Here is a 16,161-nt window from a genome sequence, read left to right on the forward strand (position 1 = left end):
CATGAACCGTTCCGACTTCCTGAAAACCTCGGCTCTTGCCGGAGCTTCGCTGATTACCGATCCTGCTCAGGTTCGGGCTTTTATTACGCGTAAACCTGCTCAGAAATACCGTACGGCGCTGGTTGGCGCTGGTTGGTGGGGGGGCAATATCCTTCGCTGTGCTGTTCAGGCGGGCGAGTCGAAAATTGTCGCGCTGTGCGATGTCGATACGCGTCAGCTTCAGAAAACCAGCGAAGAACTCAGCAAACTGACGTCCGATAAACCCAAAATCTATCGCGATTATCGGGAAATGCTGGCGACCGAAAAGCCCGAAATCGTTATCGTCGCTACGCCCGACCACTGGCACCCGCTCATTGCCATTGCAGCGATGCAGGCCGGAGCGCACGTGTATGTAGAAAAGCCCATTAGCCATACCATCAATGAAGGAAAGGCAATGGTAAAAACGGCTCGGCAAACGGGACGTATCTGTCAGGTCGGTACGCACCGGCGCGTGTCGCCCCATAACGTATCGGGTATGGAGTTTCTGAAATCGGGGAAAGCCGGAAAAATCGGGATGGCACGGGCGTTTGTCTACTATGCTGGTGGGGCCGGACAGCCAACACCCGATGGCGAAGCACCCAAAGAAATGGACTGGAATATGTGGTGCGGCCCCGCGCCATTACGGGCCTACAATCCGGCGATGCACCCCCGCGGCTGGCGTAATTTTCTGGACTATGCCAATGGTACACTGGGCGACTGGGGCATTCACTGGCTGGATCAGATTTTGTGGTGGACCGACGAGAAACATCCACGCAAAGTGTACTCGACTGGTGGGCGGCCTATTCGTCGCGACAGCACCGATGCGCCCGACCACCAGGTTGCTACCTACGAATTTGAAGGCTTTACGGCCATTTGGGAGCAGCGGAACTTTGCCGGTAACTTTGCCGAAAAAACGCACCCTCAACAAGCCGTAGGGGTTTATTTCTACGGTACCGAAGGAACGTTCCATATGGGCTGGCTCGACGGCTGGACATTCTACCCTTCCGACCCGAAAAAGCCGGTGATTCATCAGGATGCGCAACTAAACAAGCCCGACGATCAGAACATTGCGCAGCTTTGGACTAATTTCCTCGATAGTATCAAAACCAACAAAACACCTATCTGCGATATTGAAATTGGGCACCGCTCCACCAACATGGCGCTGTTGGGTATGCTATCGATGAAACTGGGCCGGAGCGTGGAATGGGATGGTAGCCAGATCGTGAATGATTCTGATGCCAATAAACTCCTGAGCCGTGCCTATCGGGGCGAATGGCAGTATCCGGTATAATGGCAGGGCTGTTAAGTGCTCTTTTTCAACGCCGAAGGCGTGTCAGGATTATAGTAAAAGAGACTGTAAGAATCTGTTTTTAGCCCCGAAGGGGTGAAAGAATGTCACCCCTTCGGGGCTAAAATGGATAAAATATGCCTTTATACTATAATCCTTTCATCCCTTCGGGATTAGCACTTAACAGCCCTGCGGTGTAATGAGGTTTTTGGTTATCTTTGTTTTAGAATCGGGCCGCACGGACACCCGCTCTGAAGTTCAATGAAAGAGATATTTTTTCTGATTGAAGAAGCTGAAGAAGGCGGATATATTGCATCGGCTATCGGTGAGTCTATTATCACCGAAGCCGATACATTAGACGAACTTAAAGCTAATATTAAGGAAGCGACAATCTGTCATTTTGAAGAAGGACAAGCGCCGAAAGTTGCACACCTTCATTTCGTGAAAGATGAAGTTTTGAGCTTGCTATAGAAAAGTGACCGAAAAAAAAAATATGTCGCTTAATTTTGATTGTGTAGTGGGGGCGCTTTCTCTCCGCTTTAGTTTTGTGAAATGAAAACCCCGCGCGACCTCAAAGGTGAATCACTCGTTAAATTATTAGGAAAGCATTTCGGCTATGAACAAACTCGTCAGGAAGGAAGTCATATCCGCTTAACGACTGCGCAAAACGGCATACATCATTTAACTGTTCCCAGGCATAATCCTGTACGCCTGGGAACATTGAATAAAATTTTATCGGATGTTGCTAGCCATTTTGGAATTACCCGGGAGCAAGTGATTAATCAATTATTTAACTAGCTGCTCTGTTTTCGGCAATTAAACTGTCTTCGTCCCAGCCTTCGTCGACGCGGAGGGTAGTGGCATTGCGGTCGGCCTGGATAACGCGATCAAGTTCCTGTTGATTTTGCCGGACAGCATCGAAATATTCATCATCGTTACGGATGGCCGACAGGCGTTTCAGGGTGCGTTCATCGTGCCGGAAGAACATTTTTGCTGCACGGTTGGCTTCATGAGCCCGGTGCCCCAACAGCGTAAGCGCATCGACGCCTACCCGCAGGCTGGTGTCGAAGGTTTCCCGGTATATATGCAGCATACCCGCATTCATCAGGTCGTAGGCATCATAGCGGTTGGTCGACCGAACGAGGATGTGTAATTCGGGAAAATGCTTTTTTACGGTTTCGATCAGTTCCAGCCGTTTTTCTTCATCGGCAATGGCAATTACAATGACTTTTGCTTTGGCTGCCCCGGCTATTTCGAGCAAATCATGGCGGCTGGCATCGCCATAAAACACGTTATAGCCCATTTTTCGGAGCCGATACACATTCTCGCCATTACTGTCGAGAACCGTTGTGCCGACGTTGTTGGCTTGCAGAAAACGACCTACCGTACTGCCAAAATGCCCATAGCCAACAATAATAACCTCGTTGTCCTGTTCAACAATATCGCTTTCGGGCTCTTCGGTTTTAGCTTCCTTGAGCCCCAGGCGAGGTAGTATCAGTTTTTCGTTAATGAGCATAACCAGGGGCGTAAAGGCCATGCTGATAGCAACAACAGCCGTCATCGTATCCGTGATTTCTTTCGACAGAATCCCTTCCTGCGAGGAGAAACTGAACAATACAAAGGCAAATTCGCCGATCTGGCAAAGACCAAAACTGAAGATGGCATTCTGGTCGCTGGAGAGCGAAAACGATTTGCCCAGCACAAACAGAACGGCCAGCTTACAGAGCATAATACCGAACACTAGCCCCAGAATGAGCCACGGATTCGCCAGTACCAGCGAGAAGTCGATGGAAGCCCCAACAGCAATGAAAAACAGGCCTAGCAACAGGCCTTTGAAGGGGTCGATATCGCTTTCGAGTTCGTGGCGATATTCGCTGTTGGCCAGTACCACACCTGCCAGAAACGTACCCAGTGCCGGACTCAGACCAACGGTTGTCATCAGAACTGCAATGCCAACAACGAGCAGGAGTGCCGTTGCGGTAAACATTTCGCGCATACCAGTGCGGGCAATGATCCGGAAAAGGGGAGGAGTTGCATAGCGTCCGGCAATAACCACGGCGGCCACCGAACTCAGCACAACAATTGGCTGAAGCCACGATGGTAGCGATGCAACCAGTGTTGCGCCACCATGCTCACCGCCCTCGCCATGTGCTGCTGGCTGAGTGGCCAATAGCGGAAACAGCGCCAGCATAGGAATGACGGCAATATCCTGAAAGAGTAATACCGAAAAGGAACTTTGGCCCGCCGGGGTTTTCATGAGCCCTTTTTCGTTTAGCGACTGGAGTACGATAGCCGTCGACGACATGGCCGTAATCATGCCCAGGGCCAGCGACTGTTTCCAGTCGATGCCAAACGCCATGGCTAAGCCTGCAACCACAACCGAGGTGCCACCAACTTGCACACCGCCCATACCCAGAATGGATTTACGCAGCCGCCACAGCCGCGATGGTTCCAGTTCCAGACCAATAACAAATAGCATAATCACAACGCCAAACTCGGCAAAGTGCATAATGTCGGTGCCTTCCTGCCCAATAAACTCCAAACAACTGGGGCCAATCAGAATGCCAGCCAGCAAATAGCCCAGTACGGAGCCAAGGCCCAGCTTTTTGGCAATAGGAACCATTACGACAGCGGAGGCCAGATAAACCATCGCCTGGAAGAAAAAAGAGTGTTGCATGGTGGTTGAGTAGCTTGTGGACGATCTTCGTCAGGCTTGTTGAGGTAGTTGCAAAGCAGGCAGTAGGTCGTTGAAATAGGTTGCTTCTTTATAGTTCAGTGTCGTTAACTGATCGCTGGCCAGAGTTTTCAGGATTGTCTGATATTGTTGCCCATATTGCTCAATGCCTTCTTTGGTGAGCCGATACGTGCCATACATAACGAAGGGAGGGAGGTATTCCATTTTACAGAGGTGGGCCGTTTGCTCCAGCGGAGTTAGAAATTCGCAGACCGGAAAACGATTGCGCCCCGTTTCGGTATAGGCTTCAGGGCCTCCACCGCACGAAATCATACACATCAGTTTTTTGCCCACCAGCGCATTGCCGTGGGTGCCATAAGCCCAGTTATGTTCCAGTACCAGATCGAGCCATTGTTTCACAATAGCCGGGCTACTATACCAGTAAAACGGATGCTGAAAAACAATGATGTCGTGCTGAAGAAGTAGCTTTTGTTCATAGGCGACATCAATGAACATATCGGGGTAGCGCTCATACAGATCGTTAAACGTTACGTTTTTCAGATTGCGGCTGTAGTTGATGAGTGCACTATGTACATTCGATTTACTTAATGCCGGGTGGGCAAACTGGATCAGTACTCGGGCCATACGTTTGAAAAAAGTGGTCGCGAACACCGATCTGTGGCGTTCAGTCTACAAGTCAACAGGAGAAAAGGCCGTTAGGGTTCCTTACAAACAATCGACATCGGCCACAATACTAACCTGTCGCAGGCCTTTATCGATCAGAATATCGTTTATCCGTTCCTGAATATAAGCCTTTACGGCCTTTACATTTACTTTGTCGCGTTCTAGTTTGATCAGAATATCGAACAGAAACTGATTTCGGATTCGCTCTACGAGTGGTTCTTCGGGGCCGAGCACACGGCTGCTGCCCAGCACATCGGTCAGTTCGGCGGCTAATCGTTCGGCGGCCTGATGGCTGATGTGCCGTTCCTGATGGCGTACCGTTAGCTTGATGAGCCGCGCAAAGGGAGGATAATTAAAATCCTGCCGCTCCTGAATTTCTTCTTCATAGAGCCCTTTATAATCGTTGGCAATAATTTTTTGCAGAACGCTTTGCTGTGGATTGCTGGTCTGAATCAGTACGGTTCCCTGCCGACCCGCCCGGCGTCCGGCCCGCCCGCTAACCTGGGTCAGCATCTGAAAGGCCCGCTCGGTGGCCCGGAAATCGGGGAAGCGAATGAGTCGGTCGGCATCGAAAATACCCACCAGACTGACATTGTCGAAATCGAGTCCTTTCGTAATCATTTGCGTGCCAACAAGCATATCCACCTGTCCGCTCTCGAATTCCTGAATAATTTGCTGGTAAGCATTTTTCGCACGGGTTGTGTCCAAATCCATCCGCAACACCCGCGATCCGGGGAAATAAATCTGTAGCTGATCTTCGAGCTTTTCGGTTCCGAAGCCAATGGTTCGCACTTTGGTTGAACCGCAGGTTGGGCAAAGGCGTGGCACCTGTTCTTTGTGGCCGCAGTAATGACACCGAACTTCGGCATCGCGCTGATGATAGGTCAGGCTAACGGCGCAGTTGGGGCATTCGGCGGTCCATTCGCAATCTTCGCACTGGATGTAGGGCGAATAGCCGCGCCGGTTCTGAAACAGGATGCTCTGTTCTTTGCGCTCCAGATTGTTTTCCAGTGCATTCAGCAGGGCCGACGAAAACTCGTTTTTCATCGTTTTCTGCTTTTTCTCCTGTCGGGTATCAACCAGCATGATGTTGGGCAGGGTGGCTTCGCCAAAACGCTGAAATAGCTCAACCAGCCCATAACGCCCTTGTTTAGCCTGGTAGTAGGTTTCGAGCGAGGGCGTTGCCGAACCAAGCAATACTTTGGCCTGCTGCCAGTGAGCCAGCATCATGGCTACATCGCGAGCATGATAGCGCGGGGCCGGATCGTGCTGTTTGTATGATGTTTCATGTTCTTCATCGACGATAATGAGCCCCAGGTTATCGAACGGCAGAAATATCGACGACCGAACGCCCACAACAAACTGATACTGACCGGAAACTACACCTTTCCAAACCTCAACCCGTTCGTTGTCCGAGAATTTGGAGTGATAGATGCCCATCTTATCACCAAACACTCGCTGCAAACGAACAACAATCTGGGTCGTAAGTGCAATTTCGGGCAGGAGGTAGAGCACCTGTGAGCCACTGTCGAGCGCCTGCTGAATCAGTTGGATATATACTTCCGTTTTGCCACTTCCCGTGATGCCATGAAACAATACAATATTTTGCGTAGCAAACTGTTCCATGATCTGTTGCGAAGCCGTTTGCTGAGCCTCGGTCAGTTTAATCTCAACCTGCGAAACGGGTGAATTGTCGGAGAAACGAGGCTGAATAACCTCAAACGTTTCGAAAACGCCATTTTTGATCAGCGTCGACAACGACGATTGTGAGAGCGCTTCGTCCTGGTTGAGGATGGATTTGTCGAGCCCTTTCTGATTAAGAGCCGGGTTGCGCTGCATCGGAATGTGGCTCAGGTAACGCATCACCACCTCCTGTTGTTTCGGGAGTTTTTCGAGCCGTTGTAGTAGGGCCAGCAACTGCTCTTTTTCTTCATAATTGCGATGCAGCCGTACCTTCCGTATCATTTTCGGGATGTATTTTTCTTTTACTTCCTCGAACACAATAACGGCTTTTTTGCCAATCAGTGATTTGATCAGAGCTGGCACATTGCCGCCTTCGCCAACCAGCCGACCCAGTTCGTCATACGATAGAGCCGGTTGTTTTTTTAGTTCGGCCAGTAGGGTCGATTCGAAATCCGTAAGCAATTCCGGATAGTCGAAATCTGGATTAAACTGCACTTTCGACTGGCTGGAAATCTTCAGGCCCGACGGTAGGGCTACACTCATTACATCGCCAATGCTGCACATGTAATAGTCTGAAATCCATCTAAATAACTCTAATTGGTAACTTGTTATTAATGGATACTCGTCAAGTATTTCACTGATGTAACGAGCCTGATAGTTGCTCGGAGGAGTATTATGTAACCTTGCTACTACTGCTGTATATACTCTACTGTTCTTTTTTCCAAAAGGCACAATTACTCTGGCACCAATTTTGACAATATCGGCCATTCCTCGCGGAACCCTGTAGGTGAATAACCGGGGTACGGGTATCGGTAAAATTAAATCAGCAAAGAATGTAACTTCTTCGGCCGAAAATGACGAAAAGAGAGAGTAGGGCTGATTTTCCACAAGCAAAACAGTACGATAGGTAAAGATAGCCAGAAAACAGGCACTTGCTGGCAAAGGATTTGTCTAATAGAGGCCTGTCCATTCGCCGGAATAAACTTATCCAATGGACCAAAGGAAACTATAGAAAAAGCTATGTATATAAAACATGGTATATAGTTTATTTGATGGGCAAATGCAGAGTAACATAAATTTTACATAAAACCAGCCTTATCCATGACTCACCTGTACTTAACTTTCACGAATCGCTTTCGAAATGGCCTGCTGGCCGTTATTGTGTTTTCCATGTGTGTGTCGGCTGCACAGGCTCAGATACAGGGAACCATTTTTCGGGATTTTGACCTGAATGGAATTCGTTCTGATACGTTACCTATCGAAGTCGGTATCGCCGGGGTTCTTGTTCGCGCTTTTGTCGAAACCAGTAAAACACCAATTATAACCCTAACCGATAATGCCGGGGCTTTTTCTTTTTCTGATGTAGACATTCCAGCCGGAAAACAGGTTCGGATCGAGTTTGAAAATTTACCGTCTGGTTACTATAATGGTCCCTACGGAGCCAATAGCAGAACAAGCGTTCAATTTGTTAGAACACCCGCCAGTCGTGTAAATCTGGGCATTAACTATCCATCCGATTATTGCCAGCCAACAGGCGTCCGGTTAGCCGTTCCGTGCTACATCAATGGCAATTCACAAACTACAACGGATGCTAATGGCAATCCGGTTCCTGCTGACAAACAATCGGGCCTGGGCGATGCGCTTGTTGGGCTGGCTTATGAAGCCAATGGTATGGCTGGTGCCTCGAACTTCGCTCCCGATCATTTGGCCACGGCCGGGCAGGTTGGTGCTATATGGGCGCTGGCTTATCAGCGACGTACAAAAAAACTATTTAGTGCAGCCGTCGTGAAACGCCATATGAGTTTTGGCCCTCTCGGAACAGGCGGAATTTATGTGACGGATATGGCTACTGGTGCAACCAGTAACTTTATTGACCTGAAAACCATTGGTATTGATACGGGCGACGATCCGCACAGTGATTTATTTGGCGACAAAACCCAGGCCAGCACGGATGCCGGAACGATGGGTGCGATGGGACGGCTGAGCATTGGCGGCATGGATATGTCGGAAGATGACAAAACGCTATATCTGATAAACCTGAAAGATCGAAAGCTCTACGGCGTTTTTCTGAACACACCAGCACACGTTCCAACGGCTGCCGATGTTAAATCGTGGGCTATTCCTGATCCGGGCTGCTCAAATGGCGATTTCCGGCCCTGGGCCGTAAAGGTACACCACGGTAAGGTGTACGTTGGGGTGGTGTGCTCGGCCGAAACATCGCAGCAACAGAGCGATCTGAAAGCAACCATTTATCGCTTCGATCCCACATCAAACTCCCCTGTCTTTGAGACAGTATTGTCGTTTCCACTGGATTTCCGGCGGGGTATAGCCGATGCTACCTACGATCCGGCTTTCCCTGATCAGGCCTGTACCAAATATGACCACTGGTTACCCTGGACCGATGCCTGGCCTGCGCCTTGTGGGCAGGGGGTTGCTCCTTATTTTGTGATGTATCCACAACCGATCGTTTCTGATCTGGAATTTGATGATGACGGATCAATGATCATCGGCTTCCTGGACCGCTTTGGCCACCTGGCCGGAGTTGCCAATCACGACCCTCAGGGTAATGGCTTTTATGATGGCTTTACGGGCGGAGATCTTCTAAGAGCATTTAATGATAATGGTACGTATGTACTGGAAAGCAATGGGCATTCAGGCACGCGCACCGGTAGTGGAGTCGGTAACAACGAAGGGCCGGGCGGTGGCGAATTTTACGGGAAAGACAACTGGTTCTTTATCGATCATTATGGCCATTCGGAAGTAACGAATGGGGCGCTGGCATTGGTGCCTGGCTATAATGAAATTCTTACGTCGGCTTTTGATCCAATCGAGAATATCTTCCAGTCGGGTGGCTTGAAAGTGTTTAATAACCACACTGGCCAAAGCGCCCGCAATTTTGTTTTGTATACCAACAGTCCCGGGTCATTTGGGAAGGCATCGGGCCTGGGCGACGTAAAGGCCCTGTGCGACCCTGCTCCGGTTGAAATTGGCAACCGCGTCTGGTATGACGATAATCGGGATGGGATTCAGGATGCATACGAACCCGGAATTGATGGGCTTGTGCTAACCTTACACGATATGGAAGCCAACGGAACGCAAATTGCCACGCAAACAACTCACAACGGCGGCCAATATTATTTCAACAATGCTACCGTGCCGGGAGGACTACAGTTTGGTCATACCTATGAAGTTCGGATGGATACGGCACAGTTGGCACAGTTAAATTTAAGCGCCCCGAATGCTCAGCCAGCAGCATCGGGTGGGCGGTTAGCGGCCCGGGCCGCAGGAGCCCGTAAAGCAGCCCCGTCTCGGTTCTATTTCCTCTCGCCAGCTAACCGCTCCGATTTCCAGGACGGCGACCTGCGCGATTCAGATGCGCAGATGAATGGTACGTATGCCTTTATGTCGGTAAAAACGATGGATGCCGGGCAGAATGATTTTACGTACGACCTGTCGGTCTATTCATGTCCGGCACTAACTACCGAGCGCGACACCATTCGGCTATGCGCTGGCGCTACCGTTGATTCGGTTGCGGCTCAGGGCTATTATTTGAGTCGTGCCGATTCTGTACGGTTCGTCTTGTTTAGTAGCCCGCAATCAGGAACGGCCATGTACGAAAATTCGGGCGTTGTGCTGGGCACCGTAAAACCAGATGCCAGCAATCGGGCTGTGTTATATAGTCCGCTTATCAATACAACTGGCAATGCCTCGGTACAAAATCAGTATGTATATGCCATTATTTATCCCACTCCCGAAAACCCCGCCTGTCGGCAATCGGGCTATACGGTTCTGGAAGTTAAGCCGTCAGTAGCCGCTACAGCTACCGGAGGAACACTGACCTGCGCAACAACAACCATTACGCTGACGGGCAAAGCGCAGAACCCTGATGGCACGGAAGCTACTGGAGCCAGTTATGCCTGGCATGGGCCCAATAGCTTTAGCAGCACAGGGCAAAATCCCGTCGTAAATCAGCCGGGAACTTATACGCTGACCGTTACTGACCCTGCCTGCCAGGCTTCGCTGATTAGCACAACTGCCCAAGTACTGGCCGATACGGCTAAGCCTGCCTTGATGGCTACCGGCGGAACGTTGCCCTGTACAGGGTGTACGATCAAACTACATGCCGATGCACCGGGCGCAACACTGACCTGGACCGGTCCCAATGGCTTTTCGAGTAGCGAAACCGATCCCGAAGCGAAAGATCCCGGCGAGTATACCGTAATGGCTACCGGAACCAACGGCTGTTTAACCGTCGTTCGGGTTGTGGTCTGGCCTTATCTGGATCCTTGCCTGAATGCCAGACCTGTTTGTTTGCCAGTGTTAATAGTACGGATCAAACGATAGACGGGAATATTCCGCGAAAGCCCTCAACGACGCAACCTTTGAGGGCTTTTTGTGTGTTAGGATTTCGTGGTGCGGTTTTCGCCTTCGTTACTGTCTATGGAAGTAGTTGATGTTATTATTGTGGGTGGTGGGCCCTGTGGGCTGGCTGCCGGAATTGAAGCAACCAAAGCAGGACTGAGCCATCTGATTCTGGAGATGGGGAGTCTGACAGAATCTATTCGGCAGTATCCGCGACGGATGCGCTTTTTTTCGACCGCCGAGAATATCGAAATTGGTGGTATTCCGTTTCCCATTTCAGGCGTAAAAGCCGGGCGCGACGAAGCACTTCAGTACTACCGGAAAGTAGCGGCTTATTATCACCTCAACTTTAAACTCTTTCAGGAGGTCTGGGATGTTCGGAAAACCGACGAGCTGTTTACTGTATCGACAACATCGGGCGCGCAGTATCAGGCCCGAAAAGTAATTATGGCAACGGGCTATTTTACCCGGCCCCGCTGGCTTGGTATTCCCGGCGAAAATCTGCCGCACGTGTCGCACTACTACGATGAACCCTTTAAGTATTCGTTTACAAACGTAGTCATTGTGGGCGCATCAAACTCGGCGGTCGAAGCGGCTCTGGAACTCTATCGGCACGATGTAAACATAACCGTTGTGCATCGGGGAGAGGATTTTAGGAGCACGGTCAAGTACTGGCTCGTTCCCGATGTGAAAAACCGGGTGAAAGAAGGTAAAATTAAAACCGTATTCGATTCGGTCGTAACGCAGATTGGCAGCAAAACTGTAACGGTCAATAACCTGAAAACGGGAGAAGAAAGCCAGCTCCCCGCCGATTTTGTCCTGGTGCTAACCGGCTACATACCCGATGCCGAACTGCTGCGCCGGTGCGGAATCGAACTGGATCCGGTTACGCAGGTGCCTGTTTATAACAAAGAAACATTCGAAACCACCGTGCCGGGGCTTTATGTCTGTGGAACTGTGATGGCCGGAATTTTTACCGAAAAAGTATTTATCGAAAATGGCCGCGAACATGCGCAGTCGATCATCGACCATATTATGGGCCGCGAAGTGCATAAGGTTAAAGAATTGATTCAGCGGATTTAACCGTAAGACCCTGCCTTTTTTAAAATAGACTGCCGATTGGGATGATTTTTACACGCTAATTAGCCCAATCGGCAGTCTATTTTAGGCAATACACGGTAGCATAGAACAGAAAACAGGCATAAGATTTAACTTGCACACTTATTACCTGACCCATCCTGTTTTATGTGCAAGATTCGTCTGTTGCTTATACTTGGTCTTTTTTCTTCTCTTTCGTTAGCCCAAACCTCTACACCCACCGACTGGACCAATCAGTATTGGACGGCCCGCTGGATACTCCACCCAACGGCTCCAGCCCGGCAGTATGGTGTGTATCATTTCAGAAAATCATTCGATCTGGCGCAGAAACCAAACCGATTTGTTGTGCATGTATCGGCCGATAATCGTTATCGGTTGTTTGTAAATGGCAAAGCCGTAGCCATAGGGCCCGCCCGGAGCGACACGCAAAACTGGAACTATGAAACCATTGATCTGGCTCCTTACCTACAGGCAGGCCGGAATGTGCTGGCCGCACAGGCCTGGTATATGGGCGAAGGTGCGCCGTTTGCTCAGATGAGCTATCAGTTCGGTTTTTTGTTGCAGGGCGATGGGCCAGTCGAAAAAGTTGCCAATACCGACGCTAGCTGGAAAATAGTTCATAACCCTGCCTACTCGCCCATTAAAAACGATATACCGAAACTACGTACCTACATTGTTGTGGGCGATGGCGATCGGGTCGATGCCGCTCAGTATCCATGGGGGTGGGAGCAACCTGGTTTCGACGACACTCATTGGGTGGCTGCTAAACCGCTAAATTTTCCAACTAAGCCACGTGGTCTGGGAACAGACGGTAACTGGGGGCTGGTGCCGCGTATGATTCCGATGATGGATGAAAAACCACTTCGGTTGTCAACGGTTCGGCGGACCGAAAACGGCAAAATGGAGAATGCTTTTTTGCAGGGAAATGCCCCCGTAACGGTTCCTGCCAATACAAAAGCCGTGTTTCTGCTCGATCAGGGCTATTTGACCAACGCTTATCCAGAGCTAACCGTTAGCCAGGGTAAGGCGGCAACCATAACACTTGCCTATGCCGAAGCCTTAATCGATGCTAAAGGCCGGAAAGGGAACCGGAACGAGATTGAAGGGCGAACCTTACGCGGTTTCGAAGATCAGTTTATGGCCGATGGTGGTAGCAAACGCACGTTTCGGCCACTCTGGTTTCGAACGTACCGGTATCTGCAACTGACGGTCGAAACCAAACAGGATCCGCTTGTTCTCGATGATCTGATTGGCCAATATACAGCCTATCCCTTCGAAGAGAAAGCCCGGTTTTCTGCCAACGCAGCCACACCAGGTGTAGATGCACCTGGCGACACTACATTGAAAGCCATCTGGAACGTAGGTTGGCGAACGGCCCAACTTTGCGCTGGCGAAAATTACTACGATTGCCCCTACTACGAGCAGTTGCAGTATACGGGCGATACCCGCATTCAGTCGATGATTTCGCTCTATGTAACGGGCGACGATCGCCTGATGCGGAAAGCGATTATGGATTATGACCATAGCCGGTTTAACGACGGACTTACGCAGAGCCGATATCCATCAGCCGATTTTCAGGTTATCCCTACGTTTTCGCTGTTCTGGGTTTGTATGATTCACGACTACTGGATGCATCGGCAGGACGACGCTTTTGTGAAATCACTGCTACCCGGCATTATGGGCGTGCTGAACTGGCACGAACAGCGCATTGCTCCGACCGGCCTGAATGGACCGCTCGAATGGTGGAATTTTGTCGACTGGGCCAAATGGCAGAACGCTACCGATGAAATTGCGGGGGGCGTTCCGGCCGGTGCCCGAAAAGGCGGGTCCAGCATTCTGTCGTTGCAGCAGGCATATACCTATTTCCGGGCGGGCGATTTGCTGGCGCATTATGGACTAAACGAACGCGCCGAACATTACCGTGAACTGGGTCGACGGCTAAATCGGGCCGTTTATGCTCAGTGCTGGGATGCTTCCCGGGGGCTAATAGCCGATGTGCCTGTTTCCTCGGCCAGCAAAGCAATATTCAGTCAGCATGCCAACATCCTTGCCGTATTGACTGATGCCGTTCCTGCCAGTCAGCAGGCATCGTTGTTGCAAAAAGTAATGGCCGATACCTCACTCACACAGGCTACGTTTTACTTTAAATTTTACCTGTTTGAAGCGCTCAAAAAAACAAAACTTGGTGATCAGTTGGTTGCTCAGCTCAAACCCTGGCGCGACATGCTGGCGATTGGCCTGACTACTTTTGCCGAAAATCCTGAGCCAACCCGATCCGACTGCCACGCCTGGAGCGCATCGCCTTTATACGAGTTTTTATCGATGACCTGCGGCATACGCCCGGCTGAACCCGGTTTTAAATCCGTTCGGATTGAGCCCTATCTGGGCGATTTGACAGCCGTAAGCGGTCAGATGCCACATCCATTGGGCATCATTAGTGTTGAGTTCAGGAAAACGTCGGCTGGCCAGTTGACGGGTACAGTTATCATGCCTGGAAATCTGACAGGAACCCTCCGCTGGAAAGGGAAATCTCTGCTGCTAAAAGCTGGAAAGCAAACAGTGAATCTGTAACGTAGTTAGACCTGAAGTGTATTGTTTTTTTATTTTGGTGTATTTGTTGTGGCGGTGATGTTATTTATTTCTTATAAAAAAAGATTTTAAACAAATCGTTTGCTGTGCAGACCTGTATTGTGTAAGACGTTTTTTGTATTTTTGTGTCTTACAAGTTACGGTGGGTATCGAAACGTCCGGACAGATTGTTCGGGCGTTTTTTGTTTTATGGCGTGAACGAATGAACCATGCGGTTAACTTTTTGAAATTGTTGATCGGTTTGTTCGGCTGTATTCGACATGAACTTTTCTGGTACGTTATGAAATTCAGTATCTGGTTGTTCGTTCTAACGGCGGGCTGTTTGATGGCGGCAACCGCACAAACTATTCCGCAGGGAGCCAATGCGATTGAGCTGACCACCACCCTGGCCGATTCGGCACTGTTCGAGTCAGTACAGGCATTTCTGGAAGAGGCTGGCTTCGATATTGATGTGGCCAATGAAGAAGAAGGAACGGTTGTTACGGAATACAAAACCATAACCGAATTCAAGACGATTCAGAACCCCGTACAGATACGCATACTGGCGACACTGGAAGACGGTGTCGTCTTGTTTAAAGGACAGGCAAAAGCCCCTGATGTTAACAGCCTATCGGAAGCCAAACCAGTTGTTTATCGGAGAGAAGACACTGATGGGGAATTTTTATTGATCAATGAAATAATTACCCGATATGCTAAAACGCTTGACCAGGCTACGCTCGACTATAATGTGCCCTAATAAGCCCTGGTCAAAAATAGTGCTAAACACTTCCCCGATACACTAAGTTACTGATGAGTGTCTGTCAGAACGCAGGCACTGTGTTAAAGTACACTACCAAGGAAGGCCCGGTTTATGCCGGGCTTTTGGTTTTTCTACACGAGAACTAAGCGTTTCCGGGGTAAAAAAACAGGCTACTCCCCAAGAGAGTAGCCCCAAAAAGAAGCGCATAGGCAAACGGGTAGCTATTTACGATAAATTGTAGTGGCTGCTGCCTGGGCTCCCGCCAGAATTGTTATATCGGCAATTGTAACCCGGGAAGGTGCCGAAACAGCATAAACAATGGCGTCGGCAATATCTTCGGCCTGTAGGGGTGTGAATCCTTCATAAACTTTGGCAGCCCGTTGGGTATCACCTTTAAACCGGACTGCCGAAAATTCCGTTTCTACCGCGCCGGGAGCAACATTCGTCACTTTAATTCCATGCTGTGTCAGATCGAGCCGCATACCGGCACTTAAGGCCTCAACGGCCGCTTTACTGGCGCAATAAACCGCACCGTTAGCATAGGTTTCTTTTCCGGCAATAGAACTAATGTTCACTATATGACCTCGTTTTCGGGCAACCATGCCCGGAATAACAGCTTTAGATACATACAGCAGGCCCTGAACATTTCCATCAATCATCTGATCCCAGTCGTCAGGATCGCCATTCTGAATAGAAGAGAGCCCATGGGCATTACCCGCATTGTTAACCAATATATCAATTGCTTTCCAGTCATCGGGTAAGCTGTCAATCGCTTGTTCTACTTCGTCCCGGATACGTACGTCGAAGTTTAACGTTATAACCGGAATTTGTGCGCCAAGCTCCTGTTCGAGTTCGACCAGACGATCCTGACGGCGGCCGCACAGAATTAAGCGATAGTCCAGATCGGCAAATGCCTCGGCGGTGGCGCGCCCAATGCCCGATGTTGCGCCAGTGATAAGTGCAATCATAAAAAGTCAGGTTGTGTACATACCCCACAAAACTAATAGAATCTATGTTGAGTCTTCA

General features: G+C 49.8%; 11 protein-coding genes. 7 read left to right on the forward strand and 4 right to left on the reverse strand.

Annotated elements, in window-relative coordinates:
• Position 1: 1 nt before the first annotated feature.
• The 3 genes from WBJ53_RS03870 to WBJ53_RS03880 all read left to right on the forward strand — a co-directional run bounded on the left by WBJ53_RS03870 (position 2) and on the right by WBJ53_RS03880 (position 2,104).
• Positions 2 to 1,309 carry a Gfo/Idh/MocA family oxidoreductase gene (locus tag WBJ53_RS03870; protein WP_338874736.1) on the forward strand — a complete coding sequence of 436 codons (1,308 nt, stop codon included), beginning with the start codon at positions 2 to 4 and terminating at the stop codon, positions 1,307 to 1,309.
• A gap of 258 nt (positions 1,310 to 1,567) precedes the next feature.
• Entirely contained in the window at positions 1,568 to 1,777 is a 210-nt protein-coding gene (locus WBJ53_RS03875) for a 2-oxoisovalerate dehydrogenase (protein WP_338874737.1), read from the forward strand.
• Between the two features lie 81 nt (positions 1,778 to 1,858).
• On the forward strand, positions 1,859 to 2,104 hold the full coding sequence (locus tag WBJ53_RS03880) for a type II toxin-antitoxin system HicA family toxin (protein ID WP_338874738.1): 246 nt from the start codon (positions 1,859 to 1,861) through the stop codon (positions 2,102 to 2,104).
• Here WBJ53_RS03880 and WBJ53_RS03885 read toward each other — a convergent pair.
• The 3 genes from WBJ53_RS03885 to priA form a co-directional block, all read right to left on the reverse strand.
• The gene (locus WBJ53_RS03885) at positions 2,097 to 3,983 is read right to left on the reverse strand and encodes a monovalent cation:proton antiporter-2 (CPA2) family protein (protein ID WP_338874739.1); all 1,887 of its coding nucleotides are present in this window, start codon (positions 3,981 to 3,983) and stop codon (positions 2,097 to 2,099) included. The two genes, WBJ53_RS03880 and WBJ53_RS03885, sit on opposite strands and share 8 nt — an antisense overlap.
• Positions 3,984 to 4,013: 30 nt before the next feature.
• A complete protein-coding gene (locus WBJ53_RS03890) occupies positions 4,014 to 4,625 on the reverse strand; it encodes an NAD(P)H-dependent oxidoreductase (RefSeq protein WP_338874740.1) in 612 nt (203 codons plus the stop codon).
• Positions 4,626 to 4,706: 81 nt separating this feature from the next.
• Entirely contained in the window at positions 4,707 to 7,115 is a 2,409-nt protein-coding gene (gene priA / locus WBJ53_RS03895; RefSeq protein WP_338877151.1) for a primosomal protein N', read from the reverse strand.
• A 333-nt stretch (positions 7,116 to 7,448) separates the two neighbouring features.
• On the opposite strand from priA, the gene WBJ53_RS03900 reads away from it, so the two are divergent.
• The 4 genes from WBJ53_RS03900 (at position 7,449) to WBJ53_RS03915 (ending at position 15,132) form a co-directional block, all read left to right on the forward strand.
• On the forward strand, positions 7,449 to 10,691 hold the full coding sequence (locus WBJ53_RS03900) for an SdrD B-like domain-containing protein (protein WP_338874741.1): 3,243 nt from the start codon (positions 7,449 to 7,451) through the stop codon (positions 10,689 to 10,691).
• A 96-nt stretch (positions 10,692 to 10,787) separates the two neighbouring features.
• Positions 10,788 to 11,792, forward strand: a complete 1,005-nt coding sequence (locus tag WBJ53_RS03905; protein ID WP_338874743.1) for a YpdA family putative bacillithiol disulfide reductase — start codon at positions 10,788 to 10,790, stop codon at positions 11,790 to 11,792.
• Positions 11,793 to 11,954: 162 nt separating this feature from the next.
• Positions 11,955 to 14,378: an alpha-L-rhamnosidase N-terminal domain-containing protein gene (locus WBJ53_RS03910; protein WP_338874744.1), complete on the forward strand. Its 2,424-nt coding sequence runs from the start codon at positions 11,955 to 11,957 to the stop codon at positions 14,376 to 14,378.
• 298 nt (positions 14,379 to 14,676) lie between these two features.
• Positions 14,677 to 15,132: a hypothetical protein gene (locus WBJ53_RS03915; RefSeq protein ID WP_338874745.1), complete on the forward strand. Its 456-nt coding sequence runs from the start codon at positions 14,677 to 14,679 to the stop codon at positions 15,130 to 15,132.
• A 224-nt stretch (positions 15,133 to 15,356) separates the two neighbouring features.
• On the opposite strand, the gene WBJ53_RS03920 is transcribed toward WBJ53_RS03915, so the two are convergent.
• On the reverse strand, positions 15,357 to 16,103 hold the full coding sequence (locus tag WBJ53_RS03920; protein ID WP_338874746.1) for an SDR family NAD(P)-dependent oxidoreductase: 747 nt from the start codon (positions 16,101 to 16,103) through the stop codon (positions 15,357 to 15,359).
• Positions 16,104 to 16,161 lie beyond the last annotated feature (58 nt).

The sequence above is a fragment of the Spirosoma sp. SC4-14 genome, from assembly GCF_037201965.1.
Classification (GTDB): domain Bacteria; phylum Bacteroidota; class Bacteroidia; order Cytophagales; family Spirosomataceae; genus Spirosoma.

Coding starts and splice junctions, on each gene's coding strand:
- WBJ53_RS03905 (WP_338874743.1), top strand. CDS start 10,788: ATGGAAGTAGTTGATGTTATTATTGTGGGTGGTGGGCCCTGTGGGCTG.
- WBJ53_RS03910 (WP_338874744.1), top strand. CDS start 11,955: ATGTGCAAGATTCGTCTGTTGCTTATACTTGGTCTTTTTTCTTCTCTT.
- WBJ53_RS03870 (WP_338874736.1), top strand. CDS start 2: ATGAACCGTTCCGACTTCCTGAAAACCTCGGCTCTTGCCGGAGCTTCG.
- WBJ53_RS03920 (WP_338874746.1), bottom strand. CDS start 16,103: ATGATTGCACTTATCACTGGCGCAACATCGGGCATTGGGCGCGCCACC.
- WBJ53_RS03890 (WP_338874740.1), bottom strand. CDS start 4,625: ATGGCCCGAGTACTGATCCAGTTTGCCCACCCGGCATTAAGTAAATCG.
- WBJ53_RS03900 (WP_338874741.1), top strand. CDS start 7,449: ATGACTCACCTGTACTTAACTTTCACGAATCGCTTTCGAAATGGCCTG.
- priA (WP_338877151.1), bottom strand. CDS start 7,115: ATGGCCGATATTGTCAAAATTGGTGCCAGAGTAATTGTGCCTTTTGGA.
- WBJ53_RS03885 (WP_338874739.1), bottom strand. CDS start 3,983: ATGCAACACTCTTTTTTCTTCCAGGCGATGGTTTATCTGGCCTCCGCT.
- WBJ53_RS03915 (WP_338874745.1), top strand. CDS start 14,677: ATGAAATTCAGTATCTGGTTGTTCGTTCTAACGGCGGGCTGTTTGATG.
- WBJ53_RS03880 (WP_338874738.1), top strand. CDS start 1,859: ATGAAAACCCCGCGCGACCTCAAAGGTGAATCACTCGTTAAATTATTA.
- WBJ53_RS03875 (WP_338874737.1), top strand. CDS start 1,568: ATGAAAGAGATATTTTTTCTGATTGAAGAAGCTGAAGAAGGCGGATAT.